The organism is Paraliobacillus sediminis, assembly GCF_003426055.1.
Genome location: NZ_QJSI01000001.1, coordinates 217,968 through 236,521, shown reverse-complemented (window position 1 = coordinate 236,521; position 18,554 = coordinate 217,968). Strand labels below are relative to the sequence as shown.

Here is an 18,554-nt window from a genome sequence, read left to right as displayed (position 1 = left end):
TGACAATAGGTTAACTATTAATTATGATAATCTTTATGATCGTTGACCAATCGGTTACATAAAATGACCGTGCGTTTATTCAGGAGGGATGACAATTAGCAAAAAACAAGAGCTGAAACAAGCTGCCATTAAGTTATTTGCTGATCAAGGCTATCACCATACATCTATTCAGCAAATTGCCAAAACTGCCACTATTTCTAAAGGCGCGTTTTACAACCATTTTGATTCGAAAGAACAATTATTTATTGAATTAATGAAAAATCATCATGAAGAATTATATCAAAAATTAGATTCCCTTCATTTATCTACTTCTTTAAATAAAAAAGAAGTATTCACTAAAAAGCTAGAAATAGAGTTAGAACAAATTCATCAAAATCGCTCCTTTTTGTTAATCATGTTCAAAGAGTTTCCACACAAAAATGACGATGTAATGTCTAAAATGAATGAGGATTTTCGTACGCGTATAATTAGAAGGCATAAAGATGAACTTTTAGAAGTATATGGTGACCAAATTGAGACAATGGTTTGGGATTTAACGATTATTCTTGAAGGCATGATGAAGGAGTATATTTCACTAATTGTCTTTCAAGGTATAACGATCTCTATTAAAAAGCTTACAAATTTTGTCGTTGCACATATGGATACACTTGCTGCATCGATTGTAGATATGGAACCCATTCTTAACGAAGAACTGTTATGTAGTTCGAATCAATCAAGTTTACTATCAATACCTGAACAATTAGATGATGTTCTTTCGATGATCAAGCCTACAGTAGAAAGCTTGTCCATTTCTGATAATGAAAAAGCAAAGTTATTGGATTGCTTAACTAACCTTCGAAGAGAATGTCAACAAGAGCATCCTGCATTATATCTGATAGAAGCATTGTCATTATATTTAAAGAAGCAACCGGAATTAGAGAAAAAAATAATACATTTCGAAAAGTTAGTTGATAACTTGATCGAGGGGGAGAAATAATTTATGTCACAAGCAATAAAACAAGATAAAGTAGAGAACGAAAAAATGGGAGCGATGTTAGCAGTAATGTTGATTGGTGCCTTTGTCGGCATTTTAAATGAAACGCTACTTGCAACTGCATTGCCTAGTATTATGGTTGATTTAGATGTCAGCCAAAACAAGGTGCAATGGTTGACCACTGCCTTTTTATTAACAAACGGAATTATGATTCCAATTACTGCCTTTTTAATTCAGACCTTTTCAACAAGGAAATTATTTTTAACCGCTTTTTCTGTTTTCGGATTAGGTACAGCAATTAGTGCCATCGCCCACACGTTCCCGTTATTATTAGCAGGTCGGATCGTGCAAGCCACAGGGTCTGGAATTATGTTACCACTTATGATGACAGTAATTTTAACTGTTATTCCTAAAGCGCGACGTGGAGCAGCAATGGGGATGGCTGGAGTTGTCATCTCATTTGGCCCAGCAATCGGACCGACTTTATCAGGAATATTATTACAATACTTCTCATGGCGTTCACTTTTTTACGTCGTGTTACCAATCGTTATTTTAACGATCATTTTAGCTGCATTTAAGGTGAAAAATGTTACCAAAATTACTAAACCTAAAATTGATATCCTATCGATTCTGCTATCTTCATTTGGTTTTGGTGGATTATTATATGGATTCAGTACCGCTGGAGAAGAAGGTTGGACTAGTGAAATTGTAGTTATTTCTATTATAGCTGGAGCAATTATTCTTGGACTATTCATATGGAGACAATTGAAATTACACACACCACTATTAGAATTTAGAGTATTCAAATTTACTATTTTCTCGTTATCTCTTGTGATCACCATGATCGTTATGATGTCGATGATTGGTGCCGAAATGATTTTACCGATGTATATGCAGACACTGCGTGGGTTCTCACCGCTTGAATCAGGGTTAGTGTTACTTCCTGGTGCAATTGTAATTGGAATTATGTCGCCAATCACTGGTATGCTATTTGACAAATATGGTGCAAGAGTACTTGCTGTACCTGGATTAACAATTGTAGCAGTTACTACATTTTTCTTCACTAATCTTGATATGGATACACCATTGGCATTCATATCAACAATTTATGCCATTCGTATGTTCGGACTTGCAATGGCGATGATGCCAGTAATGACTGCCGGACTAAATCAAATTCCAGACCATTTGCATGCACACGGTTCAGCGATGGCAAATACGCTGCAGCAAGTAGCTGGTTCTATTGGAACAGCAATATTGTTTACAATATTATCGACTGGAACTAAAAATTATCAGCCGGACATGGCAGCTTTAGCAGATCTCTCACAGAGTGATGCAAAAATACAATTAGCTAATGATGCCGCACTTAACGGTTATAGTAGTGCATTTATATTCGCTTCTATTCTTGCAATTTTAGGTGTAATCATTGCTCTGTTTGTTAATGAAAAAGCGAGTAAAGCAGCTCAGAAATAAGTAATGAATGTAGCACCCACTTTCTTTTATAAGAATTGTGGGTGTTTTTATAGTTCTTTGTCTAATCGCGTTGGTAGAGAATGTTTATCGACCAAATTAATTTATTTGATCACGCTCCATAGTAAATAAGCTACTGTGGAGCGCATTTCACTTTTAATTGTTTTCCCAGATGTATTTTCAACTGCTTTCAAGTTAAAATGTACGATTATAATTAAATACATTCTCTCGCATAGCAATTTTATTACCCCATTTTAAACCTACATCAGCCCAAGGAACGCTATATCCCTTATCTAATTTGACCCATTAAATTGTGTGTGAAACAAATCGGTTATTTTTTATTACTACCGATTAACATCGACTTATTCATTGATTATTCCATTGATTAACGGCTCTCCACCTTGATCAATATCTAATAACTTCAAACGTTGTTCTTCTATAATATAAACAGATTTATAGTACTTTTTATTGTCTAATGTAAAGAATAATACACGCGAACCTTGATTATCCGTTTCTACTATAAGATCATAACGATCGATATCTATTTTCTCACTAATATAAGATAGTTCTGGGTAATTGTCTTGTTCATTTTCTGCTTTATCAGTTCCATTATTGTTATCTTGATCATATACTTCTTCCTGTACTATATCGTCATTAGTTTGATCGGTTGAATTATTTTTTTCATCATTCGGTGCTTCTGTACTACAAGCAGTAATAAAAAGCATCATTATAGTAAGGAATAGAAATCGTTTTATTCCCTTCATGCTTTCACCTCATTTCCTTTCTAATCCGTTCAGTTTATATGAATGAGCATTGGTTTTCAATAATTGATATTTAGTTTCTGATAAATGAATCGTAATTACTACTTTTTGTACGAAGATAGAGTGACAGTAGTTTAAAGATTATCCACATTTAATTCTTTTTGGTGCATGTTATGACTTATCTATCCAATGTTAGAGTGAAACACAACTCCCTCATTGGGTTATTGTGTAATATAACCATTATTTAAAGCTTTTAATACTAAGTCGTATTATTATAGAAAAAAGATAAGTGAAGAATACACCTTCATTTTATATTCTAACGCACTAAAAAATGGTATGTTTAACACCATAAATAACGGTATAAATTGCAATTAAAAACGCTCAGTTTTGGGGATAACCACCCTTTCCTGAACGTTTTTAGCTAAATATTTAACTTTTCTTATTCACAATTTATGAATAGACAAAAAGTAAAGAATGAAAGACATCAATACCACGTTCACCTTTCTATTTTAGTCAAGACTTCCTGCAGGGCCAAAGAATTCAAAGTTTATTTCTTCTTCCGCAACATTCCATTCTTTTAATGCACGATTAATTACGCGCATGAAACCTTCTGGACCGCAGAAGTAAAATGAAGCTTGGTTGGTTGGAATAATAGATTGAAGCCAAGATAAATCTACAAATCCTACTTTATCGAATTGGTCATTTTCCAATGGATTATCGTATACTACATAACTCTTTACTTGACTATATTTATCTGTAATATCTTTTACTGCATCTCTTAGCCCGTGTACATTACTATTTTGTGTAGCATGAATAAAGTAAATCGGACGATTCGGTTGTTCTACTACAGCCGTTTCTAACATGCTAACTAATGGCGTTAACCCAACACCACCACTAATTAACACGAGTGGTTTCTCGCTTTCTCCTAAAACAAAATCACCTGAAGGTGCGCTTAACGGAAGCGTATCTCCCTCTTCTACAAAATCATGCAAATACGTTGATACATCTCCGTCTGGGTTACCATCAATTCCAGCTTCCCTTTTAACGCTTATTCTAAAATAGTCATTGTTGGATCTACTAGATAAACTATATTGGCGCAAGAAGTTATAAGGTGCACCCTCTTCTATCTTGACTGTTATGTATTGTCCTGCTTGATATGATGGTATCGATCCATTGTCACTTGGTTTTAGATAGAAAGATGTGATAACGTCACTTTCTTTTACCTTTTTCATTACATCAAAGTCACGATAACCTTTCCAGCCTCCTATTTTATCTTCATTTTCTTTATACATATCAATTTCTACTTGAATAAATACATCAGCAATAACTCCGTACGCTTTTTCCCATGCATTCAGGATTTCGTCTGTAGCAGCATCACCGAGTACCTCTTTAATTGCAGCTAATAAGTGTTCCCCTACAATTGGGTAATGCTCTGGTAAAATGTTCAGACTTCTATGTTTATGCGCAATTTGTTTAACTGCAGGTAGTATCGCTTCTAGATTATCAATATGAACAGCTGCAGCATAAACAGCACCAGCTAGTGCTTTTGATTGTTTTCCTTTTTGTTGATTTGTTTGATTAAAAATGTTTTTTAATTCTGGATGATTTTCAAAAAGTCGTTGATAAAAGAGACTTGTGATACTTTCTCCATGAACCTCAAGTACTGGTACTGTTGATTTTATAATACTAATTGTTTTTTCATCTAAGATAGGTTGATTTTGAATAGTCATACTAACTCCCCTTTTATACTTTACTGTTTAAAAAGTGTATTTTACATACTCCTTTAATTGTAATGAAAAGGGACTAGACGATTCAATAGCAAATCAACGAAAGTAATGACAATTGTGTTACAAGCTATATCTAGCGTTGTTAAAGGGAGCCTTAGCTTAATGCCAGGCTCCCTTCATTCATCCTATTGGTAGTAGGTTAGACAAACTATCTAGTGTTTTGGCGCTTTAAATCGTTTGTGCTAGAATTAAATGGAGAAGGTTATTCTGGTTTTGCTTGTTGCTGTTGTTCTTGAGCCATGATAGAACTTTGTACTTGGCTAACTGCAGTTTGTGCTTGTGCAAGTTCAGTCTGTGCTTGTTTTATTGCTTCTTTTGACATTGCCTGATCTGACGAAGACTTTTCAATAGCTTGTGTTAATAATTCTTTTGTTAACGATGCACTACCTTTTGCTTGGTCTAACTGATTTACATCAATTTGTTGTGGCATATAAACCTCTCCTTAAAATTTACTTATTACGTTACTATCATTAACCGGATATATATAATTATTAATGGTTATTTTTTACTACTTTTAAAAATGGGGTGCTAACATGAATCCAAAAAAGGCATGTGCCAAAGCTGCTATGGAATATATCGCTAACGGTATGGTAATTGGACTTGGTGGTGGAATCCATACCCACGAAAAAATCATTACTCTTACTTGTTGAACAACTAATGAATACTAATCTTGATATATTTTTTGTGCTTCATATTTAAATCCGTGATACTTATAGCTCTGCTTTTTGTACATTTCTCTGGGAGTGTCTTCTCCGTCGGCCACTAATATTACATTCTTCTTAGGAAATGTTTCCATTACAAATTCTTGTAACCTGCTGCCTATCCCCTTATTCCGAAACTGTTCGTTAACAGTTAGGTTATCAATTTCTGCTGTTTCACTAGAGATAATGACATCTACACAGCCTGCTGGAGCACCTTTATAAAAGGCTAAAATTTGATGGATATTTTGATCTTCAAATTGCCGTGTTATAAGATCAGCCTTCTGCATTGCAAATTCACTTCCGTAGCTTAGGTCATGCTGATATTGTATATTAAGTAGCACTTCAAAATTATCATCTGTCACTACTTGAATAGAAATATCTGGGTTGTTTCTCACAGAAGGAAAGTCTTTCGGCTGAATGGTGTACAGTTCTAGAAAACCTATTTCATAGCCCGTATCAGTCAGTAGTGCAATTAGTTCTACTGTTGGCTTTATATTAGCTGGAAAATAGAATTTCACATGTTTTTGGCCCTGTTTCAGGTGATATTCCCTTAAGTAACTTTCAGCCTCTTTAAATTCAGTTAAAGATGGTAATTGTTTGAATTCAATGAAATTGCTATCATACCGGATTAACATCTCAGGGTAATGGTAGTGTCTATATTGCGCATTTTCAACCACAATCTCTCCAATTGTATATATATCATCGAATGTTATTTGTGTCATTAATATTCTCCTTATCTATAGTCAATGCCCCATTACGGAACAATTTAATTTTATTTAAAAATTGATAATAAAACATTAAACAAAAAGCCCCTCAAATGAGGAGCTTTCATTATTTAGCAACAAACTTCTTCTTTTTCCATATCAATTAACTCAGCGCAATAATCTCCTGATAGGATCTTCGGCTGTAGTTTTTTTATATACACTTGAATATCTTCTCGTTGGTTTTCTAAGTCAGTTAGGTTAAAGTAAACAAATCCATCCTCACTATGAAGAACAGTTAATAGTGTTTCACCTTCAACCTCTGTTGTTGCTACAAGTCTACACGTTTTGCATCTTGGTGCCATTTCAAATGAGATCGTAATCTCCTCCTGATAATTGTTTTAAAAACCTTTTCAATCGCACTGTTATAAATTCTAACACAGAATTTAGTTTAAATAAAACGAGATAAGGCGTAAAGAGCTTACGTATAAGCTTATTTATTACAGTCAAAATTGAATACAACATCGATTCTTATAAATGATCAGTAATCCTCTTGATTATAAGCAGTTGCTAAGAAAATTGCTTTATTCGTCATATCTTTGAATACTTTTAAAGCTCCCCAGAAAAGTTTAATCGATTATAACAATCAAATGTTATTTTAAAATTGATTGCCCCGCTATGTTAAGATAAAAACTATATACTACTATTGTCATATAAATATTGTTGCAATTCCCAATTTAACTATGTGTTCTATGAAAATAAAAATTGGTTTTATATGAAATGCTAAAATAAACGCTTTACTTAGAAAATCATAATATTAATGTGAATGTGAATGGAGGGCAACCATGGAGGATTTTATTCAAAACCTAGAGAATTCCTTGCATAAAGGATTTATAAATCAAAACCATAGTACGTCCGGAAGCTACATGCCGAAACTTTTAATTAATGATCCGAAAAACAATATAAATGTTTTGGATTCACTGTTAGAAGAACTTGAAAATAGTAGTTCCTTTATTTTTTCAGTTGCTTTCATTACAGAGAGCGGGCTTGCAACATTAAAATCTCATTTATTAGATATTAAAAATAAAGGAGTACAAGGACGAATATTGACCTCAACATTTTTAAAATTTAATAATCCTAAGGTATTCAGAGAACTGTTAAAGATAAAGAATGTTGAAGTTAGATTGACCGATATAGAAGGTTTTCATTCCAAAGGGTATATATTCAAAAACGAAAACTACTATTCTTTAATAGTTGGAAGTTCAAATTTAACAGCTCAAGCTCTTAAAGTGAATTATGAATGGAATATAAAACTTACTTCACATGATAATGGAGATATCGTTCACCATTTTAAAAATCAATTTGAAGAGGTATGGAGTCGCGCACAACCACTAACTGAGCAGTGGATATTAAACTATGAAGAGGTTTATATAAATGAAATAGTAACTAGAGAAGATGATAGATTAATAGAATTACCCACTAGTTACTCTACTAACACGATTAAAGATGCTTTGAAAATTGTACCTAATAAAATGCAACAAGCAGCTTTAAAGCAAATTCAATCACTACGTGAATCAGGCAAAACCAAGGGACTTGTAATCTCTGCGACTGGGACAGGAAAAACATACCTTTCAGCATTTGATGTAAGAAGCTTTAGACCTAAACGCATGCTTTTCATTGTCCATCGCGAACAAATTCTAAATAAAGCTAAATCAGACTTCAAAAGAATACTTGGTGGTATTGATAAAGATTTCGGTATTATTTCAGGCTCAACTAAACAAACAGAAGCAAAATATATCTTCGCCACAATTCAAACCATATCTAAAAATGAAAACATGGAACAATTCAAAAATGATACATTTGACTATATATTAATAGATGAGGTTCATAAAGCAGGCGCTAAATCATACCTTAACGTGATAGATTATTTTAAACCCAAGTTCTTTATGGGAATGACAGCTACACCTGAACGAACAGATGATTTCAATATATATGAATTGTTTGATTATAATATTGCATATGAAATTCGATTGCAAGAAGCGTTGGAGGAAGATATGCTCTGTTCATTCCATTATTTTGGAGTTACAGATTTAGAATATAATGGTGAAATAATCGATGACGCAACCATTTTATCAAAGCTTGTAACAGGTGAACGCGTGAACCATATGCTCGAAAAAATTAACTACTATGGTTTTTCCGGTGATAAAGTAAAAGGATTGATATTCTGTAGTCGAAAAGAAGAGGCAAAGAGTCTATCTATAGCATTAAACAATAGAGGTTTACGCACAGTTTCACTAGTTGGAGATCATTCGCAGGAAGAGCGAACACTTCGAGTAAATGAACTTGAAAATGGTAAACTAGACTATATATTAACTGTGGATATATTCAACGAAGGAATCGATATCCCTAGTCTTAATCAAGTTGTAATGATACGACAAACAAAATCAAGTATATTCTTTATCCAGCAGCTTGGTCGAGGATTACGTAAGCATGATTCAAAGGATTTCGTAACTATCATTGATTTTATTGGTAATTATAATAATAACTACCTTATACCGATAGCTCTTTCAGGAGATCAGTCGCAAAACAAAGACAATATTCGTAGAAACACCACTAACACTAGTTACATCAAAGGTGTTTCAACCGTCAACTTTGAAGAAATAGCAAAAATGCGCATCTTTAATGCTATAAATAATAGTAACCTAACCACACTAAAACTTTTAAAAGATGCCTTTAGTGAATTAAGGAACAAGATAGGAAGAGTTCCATACTTATATGACTTTATAATGAATCAGTCCATCGATCCTATTGTTATAACAAATAAATATTTTAATTATCATCAATTTCTAGTAAAAGTATTAAAAGAAGTTCCTTTGTTAACTGACTACGAAAATAAAGTCTTGTCCATGCTATCTTTAGAAGTTCTAGACGGTAAAAGAAGTCACGAAGTTATCTTATTAGACTTACTTTTAAGCAAGGGAGAAGTTGAATATAAAGCGTACATTAATTATCTAAAAGATATGGGTTGTGTAGCGGATAATTCAACCATCACCTCTGTAAATAATATATTTAATTTATCTTTCTTTACTCAAAATAGCACAAAAAAATACGGAGATATACCGCTAATCTATTTGAATACCGAAAAAAAGTATGTGTTTAATGAACTGATTACAAATAACCTAAAAAGTAATAAATACTTTTATAAATTGGTTGTCGACATTATTAATAGTGCCAAAGAAAAAAGCAAGTCATACCAACGCAATAAACAACTAACGTTATATGAAAAGTATTCAAGAAAAGATGCTTGCAAACTATTGAATTGGGAAAAAGATGAAAGTTCTACTATGTATGGATATAAACCAAAACATAATACTTGCCCCATCTTTATTACATATCATAAAGATGATAACATCGATTCTAGTGTCAATTATGGTGATGAGTTCTTAGATCCTGAAGTACTTAAATGGTTCTCTCGAAGTAATAGAACTTTGAAATCAGAAGAAGTCCGAAAAATTATAAACGCAACAAGCATGGGGAATGTTATTCATATTTTTGTTAAAAAGGATGATGATGAAGGTACCGATTTTTATTACCTAGGTGAAGCAACCCCTAATAAACAAAGTATCGAACAAACTACAATGGCAGATAAAAACGGAAAAGAACTTCCAGTAGTCTGTATGAATATGATTATGGAAAAACCCCTTCATAATCAGCTTTATAATTACATTAAAACTGGATTGAATGATTAAGATACAAGCAATAATAACAAAAGATAGCCTTCATTAATTTTAAGAAGGCTATTTTTCTTTGATTAGCTGCTCCACAGCAGGAATATCAGCTGGCGCCCATTTTAACGAGGTCAAGTTTTCTCTTTTTAACCAAATAAGTTTTGAGTGTTCACTTCTAATAGGTGTACCCTCGACAACTTTACACTTAATAGCAATTAAATTAATTATAAATGCAGCGTACTCATGAGTATGTTCATTGAATAATTCTTGCGCAACTACTTTACAATCCATTTCCTCATCTATTTCTCTTACCACAGCAGCATATAGATCTTCACCTTCCTCTACTTTACCACCAGGAAATTCCCACATGTTAGGAATAGACATATTTGGAGACCTTAATGCACATAGTATTTCGTTCATATCATTCTCAATAATAGCAGCGACTACTTTTACTGTCTTTTTCAAATTAATCCCATCCCTTCATACACCCCAACTGTATTATTCCTTACTTCTTGTGTGAATACCAAATTTGCATCTATTTATAATAGTATACAATAGGATTCTATATATATAAAACACTACGTTATATTGAATTTTTTGTATCCCACCACTTATTCGAAATTCTACAATGGAGACAGTAAATTAGAACTATTTTTCATATGTTTCAAGTAAAAAATCATAAAACAACTCTTCCGTAGGGAGTATTTTTCGATGTGTTGGGTAAATTACACCTACAGTTCTAGCTAGATTTGAGTTGCCTATTGGAACCATCACGGTGGATTGTGGTGTATTATCAACCAATGTCATCTCGGGCATTAATGCTACACCTAAACCAGCTGAAACTAATCCCTTTAAAGCGTCAATGTCTTTGCCTTCGAATGCAATTTTCGGTGAAAACCCCGCTACCCTGCACGCATCGACAACCTTATCGCGAAATACAAATCCATCAGGAAGAACGACAAACGGGTCATCTTTTAATTCTTCTAGCATGATAGAGGTTCTGTTAGCTATTGGATGATTAACGGGAACAAGTGCTATTATCTTTTCTGTGAATAATGCTGTTCCACTTATTCTCGTTTCCTGCTCCTCTAATGGCATTGGAGCAATCATAGCAAGATTAAAATCACCATGTACAACACCATTTATTAAGTCATAATACAGGGCGTTGCTCATTTGAAATTTCGCCTCTGGATATCGCATACGAAAAGCATAAATAATCGATGGTAATGTATGGGCTGCCATACTAATTGGAAACGCAATTCTGACAGTTCCACTCTCTGGATTCAGGTATTCTTTTACTTCTCTTTTTGCTTCTTCCATCATATTTGTTGTTTTTATCATTCGCATTAAAAACATTTTACCGATAGGCGTTAATTTAACTCTCCTTCCATCTCGTATAAAAAGGTCTACTCCTAATTCAGACTCTAAATTAGCAATTTGTCTACTGACGGAGGATTGCGCCACGTGTAAGGCTTCTGCTGCTTCTGTCATATGTTCTCGCTTAGCAACTTCCATGAAATAGTTGATTTGACGCATTTCCATACTAACCACTCCATTCATTCATGCGTTAAACGCATTGATTTAATCGTTTATAAATATTGTAACTATCATTTACTAATTATAAAATTAAATAGCAGTAAATAGCAATATACTGAATTTTTAAATAGAAATAGGAGCTGATTAATATCAAAGTAATTGACAGAGTTGAAGAAACAAACACCCAAACCGTTAAGGAATACGTTAACCATATATATTCAATCGTACAAGAGCGCAATGCAGGCGAAGTCGAATTTCAACAGGCTGTTAAAGAAGTTTTTGATTCTTTAGTACCTGTACTTGTTAAGAATCCAATATACATTAAGCAAGGAATATTAGAAAGAATTGTAGAGCCGGAACGACTGATTCACTTTAGAGCTCCATGGGTAGATGATGCGGGAAATGTACAAGTAAATCGAGGATTTCGTGTTCAATTCAACAGTGCTATTGGTCCATATAAGGGCGGATTAAGATTTCATCCTTCAGTAAACGCTAGCATTATCAAGTTTTTAGGATTCGAACAAATATTAAAGAATTCGTTAACTGGTCAACCCATTGGTGGCGGTAAAGGCGGTTCTGATTTTGATCCAAAAGGTAAATCAGATTTAGAAATTATGCGCTTCTGTCAGAGTTTCATGGCAGAGCTAAGTAAACATATTGGACCAGATACTGATGTCCCAGCTGGTGATATAGGTGTTGGTGCGAGAGAGATTGGTTATATGTTTGGTCAATACAAGAAATCACGCGGCGCTTACGAGGCTGGTGTTTTAACCGGTAAGGGCATTAATTTTGGTGGAAGTTTAGGCCGAACAGAAGCAACAGGATATGGCTTGGTTTATTTTGTCGAAGAAATGTTAAAAGGCAAAGGATTAAACTTTAACAATAACACTGTTGTTATATCTGGTTCAGGTAATGTATCGATTTATGCTATGGAAAAAGCAATGCAATTAGGTGCAACAGTTGTCGCATGTAGTGATTCAAGCGGCTATATCTATCACAAGAGTGGTATAAATCTAGATACGGTCAAGCAATTAAAAGAAGTAGAAAGCAAAAGAATATCCGAATATGTTACCATTCATCCGGACGCTATCTATGTAGAGGGATGTGCAGGTATTTGGTCGCTTCCTTGTGATATTGCTTTACCATGTGCAACACAAAATGAACTTGATAAAGAAGCTGCTAATCTTTTATTATCCAATGGCGTAAAGGCTGTTGGTGAAGGAGCAAACATGCCTTCTACACAAGAAGCAATTGATCTCTTTATTGATAAGGGCGTTCTATTTGGACCTGCTAAAGCTGCAAATGCTGGTGGTGTTTCTGTATCCGCATTAGAAATGGCACAAAATAGCGCCAGATTAGCTTGGACAGCCCAAGAAGTCGATACGAAGTTACAGGAAATTATGAAAAACATCTATCGTGAATGTGTTAAATCTTCAGAAGAATATGGAGCTCCTGGGAACTTCGTTGTTGGTGCTAACATAGCTGGCTTTGTTAAAGTAGCCGATGCAATGGTTTCACAAGGGGTAGTATAAAATAACCGTATAGATAATAAAAAAGATGATTCCTATTACGCAGGAATCATCTTTTTTACTTTTATTTATTTTTTAAAAATTCCAAATGGCTTTCCTATCGGCAGGAATACATATCCAAAGTGTTTGTTTAAGACAATTGCACCTGCACCGTAAAAGGATAGCAAGGCAATACACATTTCTGATACTGCAGCTAACATATGTGTCACTTCATACATAACACCAAACGTACTTAAAGCTAGTCCAATAAATAAGAAATCTATAAAGACGAAGATAAAGAATAGTACTTTATGTGTTTCCATAGCCCCAATTGTCAAGAAAAGACATAGGATTAAATAGCCAATAAAGGCGAATCCAAGTTGTTTAGGGTCTGCGTTTGCTGCCAGTGTTTCTCCGAATACACCTAACTGTATTAACCAAGTTGTTCCGACACCAAACCAAAATAGGCCAAATGCGCCAAATGCTGTTGTTCCAAAAATATTATTATGCTTGGCATCTTGAACAGCAGCAAATAATTGTGCTAGTCCACCTAAGAAAAATGCCCAAGGTAAAATTAACGATAGTCCTTCTGTTAACCCTAATTTCTGTGATGATGCTACAAACGTTACCATTGCAAGACCAAATAGGCCAAGGGCAGATGGATCTGCTGTTGCGATTTTTACTTCTGTCAATTTCTGAGTCTCCATTGTGTCCTCCTTAAAATAAAACATACTATAGTAATTTACCGAATAAGGACTGCTGTGTCAATCCCTAATTAATTTTATTCGTTATTAAATGAACTAACTTAAACTACCCGATACATCAACAGAAGGGCGCCATTTTTTTGAAAGTTCTTTAATATGATGCGGTGTTGTTCTACAACAACCACCAATTATTCGTGCTCCAGCTTGAAACCATTCTTCCGATTTTGCATCGAATCGATCAGATGACTTTAGTCCATGCCATTTGTTTGTTTCCGGATCGTACGTTTCACCAGAGTTTGGATAAACAATGATTGGTTTTTTTGTATGTGCAGTCAGATTAGTGATTGCTCCCGTTATTACAGAAACTGGCGAGCAATTAATGCCAATTGCCGCTATTTGCATATTATCCTCTACCACATGTACACATTCTTCTAGTGCACTGCCATCACTAATTTCTTCTTCATTTTTTACAGTGAAAGTTAACCAGGCATATGTATCTTGAAACTCTGTTAATAAGCGGCTTATTACTTTTGCCTCTTGTAAAGATGGTATCGTTTCAAAAGCTAACAGATCAGCCCCCCCTTCAATTAGCACCTGCATTCTTTCCCGATGAAATATTTCTAATGTTTCATCCGTCACACCATAATTGCCCACATACTCCGATCCATCTGCAAGGAAAGCGCCATATGGTCCAACGGAGGCTACAACAAGTGGTTTCGGTCGTTTCTTTATAAGTGACCCTTCTTCTCGCCAAAAATTATCTCTTGCTCTTCTTGCAAGGTAGACTGTTTTCTTTATTAACTCTATTGCATCATTTTCCTCTAGCCCACGCTTAGAAAAAGCCTCGACTGTCGCTTGATAGCTGGCGGTTATTGCGCAGTCTGCACCTGCACGAAAGTATTCCAGGTGAACGTTATATATTAACTCAGGGTTATCGAGTAACACCCGTGAAGACCACAGTGGGTCATCTAAATCACACCCATGCATTTCAAGCTCTGTTGCCAAGGCACCATCTAAAATCATTATCTCATGCGCTTGCAGAATCCTTTCAATTGGATTATTAGTATGCAACATCCACCAAACCTCTTTTCTATCTGTTCCTATTTTATCCGTATATAAGCTATCAATTCACTTCATTTTCTAATTAAAATCATCATTTTCGATCTATATTATATTCAAACGTACAAGCTTACTTTGAATACAGAGGCGTATAGCTACCTCCCCTTTTACCTTATATGCTCAACAGTTCTCTTATATCATCCTCTGACATACTCGATAGCATCGCGTCACCTGGTTGAATTACTCTTTCAATTAGTTCTTTTTTACGTTGTTGAAGCTTTTCAATTTTCTCCTCGATTGTTCCTTTGGTTATCAATCGAATCACTTGCACAACATTCTTTTGTCCCATACGATGAGCCCTTCCTGCGGCTTGATCTTCTACAGCAGGATTCCACCATAAATCATACAAAATTACGGTGTCTGCACCAGTTAAGTTCAATCCAGTTCCACCTGCTTTTAAAGAGATAAGAAATATATCATTCTCGCCTTGATTGAAACGTTCTACCAATTCAACGCGTTCTTTAGAAGGTGTATGTCCATCAATATAAAAGAAGCCTACACCCTGTCTCGTAAGCTCTTCACGTATAATGTGAAGCATGCTTGTAAATTGGGAGAAAATTAACATCCGCTTTTTATTCTCTAAGGCATTACCTACAATGTCTATTAATTGTTCCAATTTACCCGAAGAACCTTGGTAATTCTCAATAAATAATGATGGATGACAACATAATTGACGTAGACGTGTTAACCCAGCTAATATTTTAATTCGGCTCTTATTTAACCCTTCGCCCATTAATGATTGCTTCGTTTCCCTTTGAATTCTTTCTAAATAAGCGAGATACAATTCTTTTTGTTCCGTTGTTAACTCAGATACATGCGTCGATTCAATTTTATCAGGAAGCTCTGTTAAGACATCTTTCTTTAAACGTCGTAAAATAAATGGACGGGACATTCTAGAAATCTTTTCAGGTGAAAGTTTACGGAACAAGGCATGTGACGGGAAAAATCCAGGCAAAATCGCCTCGAAGATCGCCCACAGTTCGTCTAATGAGTTTTCAATTGGTGTTCCACTTAATGCAAAACGTTTATGTGCGCGAATCGTCCGAACTGCTTTTGATGTTTTGGTTGCAGCATTTTTAACCGCCTGTGCCTCGTCTAAGAAAAAGGAGCTAAATTGAACATCTTTATACCAATCAAGATCATGACGTAACATTGGATAAGAAGTGATAAAAACATCTGGTACAACTTTTCTTTCCAAAATTGCTGCACGTTCAATTGGTGTCCCGATAACAACTTCAACATCAAGACTAGGTGCAAATTTATCAAATTCCATTTTCCAATTGTAAACTAGTGAGGCTGGAGCTACAATTAATGCTGGTTTTGTTTCTTTTGACTCCTCTTTTTCTGATAACAAGAAAGCAATCCCTTGAACAGTTTTACCTAAACCCATATCATCTGCAAGAATACCACCTAGCGAATAATGCGCTAATGTTTTTAACCATTGAAATCCAATTTCTTGGTAATCTCTAAGTTCTGCTTGTAAATCAGTTGGAAGTTCAAAGTCTAATTCATCCGGATTTTTTAATGTTTGGATAAGATGACGGAACTGCTTTCCAATTCGCACTTTATTCTTATTTCCTCCATTGAGGATATCATCAACTTGCATTGCGCGATAAAGTGGAAGCTGTATGGAACCTGACCTAATTTCCGTTTCGCTACTATTTAATTCAGAATACAGCTGTCTTATATGTTGAAACTGTTCATTACCTTCTATTGAGACAAATGTTCCATTAGGAAGACGGTAGTAATTTTTCTTTTCAATGACAGAGTCTAAAATATTCTGAATATGCTCCTGCCCGATATCTTTCATATCAAAACTAACTTCAAGCAAACTACCTTCTTTATTAAAATCAAACGTTGTCTCTGGCGCTTGGCTTTCTGGTAATAGAAGGTCCTTCACTGCATTTGTTAAAAAGATATCTGCTTTATCCTCTAGAAAAGGAACCGATCGGTAGAGGAAATTATAGATTTCCTCTTCCCCTTCGACATAAAGTTTTTTTCCATTAAATTTTAATAAAGCACTTTCAATAACAGACATGATTTGTTGTTCTTTCCGTGTATCACGAATCATCAATTCTTTTGTTTCATCATTATCTGGTCCAAACTCATTAAATGGATTAATTATCTTCTCACCATAGTGATATTCTAAATCTACTAGCAACGTATCTTCTTCTCGATCAATTAATAGTTTCGTTTTTAATGGATGTTGGATAATTTGATTGGAAACCTGCTCTGCCATCTCTATCTGTCCTACCTTTTTCATTTCAGGTACCACAACAGATAGAAATGACTCAATCTGATCAGCCGAGATTGTAATATACTGTTCGTCATCTAAGAATGGATCAGTCGGAAGTAAACCAGATGAAATCTCTAATAAGATATTTTGTTGCTCGGTAGTTAACTTATACAGGCAATTATCCTTTAATACATAATTATAGAGCTCAAAAAACGACATATCGATCATTTCTGTTACATTTAAACGAAATTCTTCCTCTTCACCTTTATCCAATTTAAAATTAAATGGTAGGTCTTCATCAATAAGCTCTATTTGGTTATAGAGTTGATCCCCATTCTCAAATGTATATGTAGTCTGTAGTAATTTCGACAAAAATGCATCAACAACCATCGGTGGAACGTATACAACACGATCCTCTTTCCGATAAGAAAAATAGGGATCGATATACGCCTCTTCATTTCTACTTACATCAATTAATAAATGTATCAACTCAAAGTCTTCATCTTTAAAAACTTGTTCCATCGGTTCATACGTATAGTTATCAGTAAAGTAGTAGTTTTTCTGTTGCTCTACAGCTTTTAGAAACTGTTTCAAATCCTTCACTACATAGGTTCTTTTTATGCCTATTTTCAATTCAAGTGTCCATAAACTTGCTGATCTGGACATTGTTTTCACAATAAATTCAACCTGTAATTGATGCTTGTTTATATGTTCTTGATTATAACCTTCTGACTGATAAAAGTTTGAGAAGGTGTTAATAAATTGATTGACCATCTTCTGTTGCACTTTTTTTTGTATATTTTCATCTGGCATATAACTACGATTCCCTTGTCTTCTTTCGATTTCTAATAGACAAGCAACAATGTGTTTACATTCACCATATTCCGAAGATGCTAAACACTCACACTCATACGACATATCGTGTTCATTTATCTGAATGCTAACAGCATATTCATCACTTCCAACAATCTTTCCCTGCCATTTATTCTGGTTTTTTTCATAATAGAGATGTCGAATATGTCCGTTATTAAAATAGGCTTGCCCTTGACGATAAATCGGCTCAGAAAATGACTCTTTTATTTTGTTTTTTAAAATAGGAAAACTTCTCATATTTCATCAACTTTCTATTCTCTAAATTTTTGCTTATCCCTTCATTATACACACGTTCTGGCACATTTTAGTCAGTAAATCTATTTTTTAACAAAAATATTGCTAAAACTAACTAAAACATTGTCAGCAACAGGAATGATTCGCACTTATTAATATCTTTCGTGGAAGATCCTGTTAGCTTAACCAGTAATCTATTAGGTCATTTCACTACTAATTTGCAAGT

The 18,554-nt window shown here is 34.4% G+C and carries 14 protein-coding genes; 4 read left to right on the top strand and 10 right to left on the bottom strand.

The annotated features are described in order from the left end of the window. Positions 1-88: 88 nt before the first annotated feature. Both D2K60_RS01045 and D2K60_RS01040 read left to right on the top strand, forming a co-directional pair. A complete protein-coding gene (locus tag D2K60_RS01045) occupies positions 89-976 on the top strand; it encodes a TetR/AcrR family transcriptional regulator (protein WP_117168145.1) in 888 nt (295 codons plus the stop codon). A gap of 3 nt (positions 977-979) precedes the next feature. After that, on the top strand, positions 980-2,443 hold the full coding sequence (locus D2K60_RS01040) for an MDR family MFS transporter (protein ID WP_117168144.1): 1,464 nt from the start codon (positions 980-982) through the stop codon (positions 2,441-2,443). A 359-nt stretch (positions 2,444-2,802) separates the two neighbouring features. Here the strand turns inward: D2K60_RS01040 and D2K60_RS01035 are convergent, their stop codons facing one another. The 5 genes from D2K60_RS01035 to D2K60_RS01015 form a co-directional block, all read right to left on the bottom strand. Then, on the bottom strand, positions 2,803-3,204 hold the full coding sequence (locus D2K60_RS01035) for a hypothetical protein (protein ID WP_117168143.1): 402 nt from the start codon (positions 3,202-3,204) through the stop codon (positions 2,803-2,805). A gap of 506 nt (positions 3,205-3,710) precedes the next feature. Continuing rightward, entirely contained in the window at positions 3,711-4,931 is a 1,221-nt protein-coding gene (gene hmpA / locus D2K60_RS01030) for an NO-inducible flavohemoprotein (RefSeq protein WP_117168142.1), read from the bottom strand. A gap of 259 nt (positions 4,932-5,190) precedes the next feature. Then, complete coding sequence (locus D2K60_RS01025) at positions 5,191-5,418, bottom strand: hypothetical protein (RefSeq protein WP_117168141.1); 228 nt, start codon at positions 5,416-5,418, stop codon at positions 5,191-5,193. A 234-nt stretch (positions 5,419-5,652) separates the two neighbouring features. Beyond that, a complete protein-coding gene (locus D2K60_RS01020) occupies positions 5,653-6,411 on the bottom strand; it encodes a GNAT family N-acetyltransferase (protein WP_117168140.1) in 759 nt (252 codons plus the stop codon). Between the two features lie 113 nt (positions 6,412-6,524). Beyond that, entirely contained in the window at positions 6,525-6,755 is a 231-nt protein-coding gene (locus D2K60_RS01015) for a hypothetical protein (RefSeq protein ID WP_117168139.1), read from the bottom strand. Positions 6,756-7,235: 480 nt separating this feature from the next. Between D2K60_RS01015 and D2K60_RS01010 the strand changes: the two genes are divergently transcribed. Beyond that, positions 7,236-10,139 carry a DEAD/DEAH box helicase gene (locus tag D2K60_RS01010; protein ID WP_117168138.1) on the top strand — a complete coding sequence of 968 codons (2,904 nt, stop codon included), beginning with the start codon at positions 7,236-7,238 and terminating at the stop codon, positions 10,137-10,139. A 48-nt stretch (positions 10,140-10,187) separates the two neighbouring features. Here D2K60_RS01010 and D2K60_RS01005 read toward each other — a convergent pair whose 3' ends face one another. Next, positions 10,188-10,583 carry a (deoxy)nucleoside triphosphate pyrophosphohydrolase gene (locus D2K60_RS01005; RefSeq protein ID WP_117168137.1) on the bottom strand — a complete coding sequence of 132 codons (396 nt, stop codon included), beginning with the start codon at positions 10,581-10,583 and terminating at the stop codon, positions 10,188-10,190. 183 nt (positions 10,584-10,766) lie between these two features. Further along, positions 10,767-11,660, bottom strand: coding sequence for a glutamate biosynthesis transcriptional regulator GltC (gltC, locus tag D2K60_RS01000; protein WP_117168136.1), 894 nt, complete (start codon positions 11,658-11,660; stop codon positions 10,767-10,769). A 143-nt stretch (positions 11,661-11,803) separates the two neighbouring features. Between gltC and gdhA the strand changes: the two genes are divergently transcribed. Continuing rightward, positions 11,804-13,186, top strand: coding sequence for an NADP-specific glutamate dehydrogenase (gdhA, locus tag D2K60_RS00995; RefSeq protein WP_117168135.1), 1,383 nt, complete (start codon positions 11,804-11,806; stop codon positions 13,184-13,186). A 65-nt stretch (positions 13,187-13,251) separates the two neighbouring features. Here gdhA and D2K60_RS00990 read toward each other — a convergent pair whose 3' ends face one another. The 3 genes from D2K60_RS00990 to D2K60_RS00980 all read right to left on the bottom strand — a co-directional run bounded on the left by D2K60_RS00990 (position 13,252) and on the right by D2K60_RS00980 (position 18,331). After that, on the bottom strand, positions 13,252-13,869 hold the full coding sequence (locus D2K60_RS00990) for an acetate uptake transporter (RefSeq protein ID WP_117168134.1): 618 nt from the start codon (positions 13,867-13,869) through the stop codon (positions 13,252-13,254). A gap of 93 nt (positions 13,870-13,962) precedes the next feature. Further along, on the bottom strand, positions 13,963-14,940 hold the full coding sequence (mmuM, locus tag D2K60_RS00985) for a homocysteine S-methyltransferase (protein WP_117168133.1): 978 nt from the start codon (positions 14,938-14,940) through the stop codon (positions 13,963-13,965). A gap of 157 nt (positions 14,941-15,097) precedes the next feature. Beyond that, positions 15,098-18,331 carry a DEAD/DEAH box helicase gene (locus D2K60_RS00980; RefSeq protein ID WP_117168132.1) on the bottom strand — a complete coding sequence of 1,078 codons (3,234 nt, stop codon included), beginning with the start codon at positions 18,329-18,331 and terminating at the stop codon, positions 15,098-15,100. Positions 18,332-18,554 lie beyond the last annotated feature (223 nt).

What these genes read in the sequence shown, in the direction of transcription:
- D2K60_RS01045 (WP_117168145.1), top strand. Translation starts at nt 89, where the DNA reads ATGACAATTAGCAAAAAACAAGAGCTGAAACAAGCTGCCATTAAGTTA.
- D2K60_RS01040 (WP_117168144.1), top strand. Translation starts at nt 980, where the DNA reads ATGTCACAAGCAATAAAACAAGATAAAGTAGAGAACGAAAAAATGGGA.
- D2K60_RS01035 (WP_117168143.1), bottom strand. Translation starts at nt 3,204, where the DNA reads ATGAAGGGAATAAAACGATTTCTATTCCTTACTATAATGATGCTTTTT.
- hmpA (WP_117168142.1), bottom strand. Translation starts at nt 4,931, where the DNA reads ATGACTATTCAAAATCAACCTATCTTAGATGAAAAAACAATTAGTATT.
- D2K60_RS01025 (WP_117168141.1), bottom strand. Translation starts at nt 5,418, where the DNA reads ATGCCACAACAAATTGATGTAAATCAGTTAGACCAAGCAAAAGGTAGT.
- D2K60_RS01020 (WP_117168140.1), bottom strand. Translation starts at nt 6,411, where the DNA reads ATGACACAAATAACATTCGATGATATATATACAATTGGAGAGATTGTG.
- D2K60_RS01015 (WP_117168139.1), bottom strand. Translation starts at nt 6,755, where the DNA reads ATGGCACCAAGATGCAAAACGTGTAGACTTGTAGCAACAACAGAGGTT.
- D2K60_RS01010 (WP_117168138.1), top strand. Translation starts at nt 7,236, where the DNA reads ATGGAGGATTTTATTCAAAACCTAGAGAATTCCTTGCATAAAGGATTT.
- gltC (WP_117168136.1), bottom strand. Translation starts at nt 11,660, where the DNA reads ATGGAAATGCGTCAAATCAACTATTTCATGGAAGTTGCTAAGCGAGAA.
- D2K60_RS00990 (WP_117168134.1), bottom strand. Translation starts at nt 13,869, where the DNA reads ATGGAGACTCAGAAATTGACAGAAGTAAAAATCGCAACAGCAGATCCA.
- mmuM (WP_117168133.1), bottom strand. Translation starts at nt 14,940, where the DNA reads ATGTTGCATACTAATAATCCAATTGAAAGGATTCTGCAAGCGCATGAG.
- D2K60_RS00980 (WP_117168132.1), bottom strand. Translation starts at nt 18,331, where the DNA reads ATGAGAAGTTTTCCTATTTTAAAAAACAAAATAAAAGAGTCATTTTCT.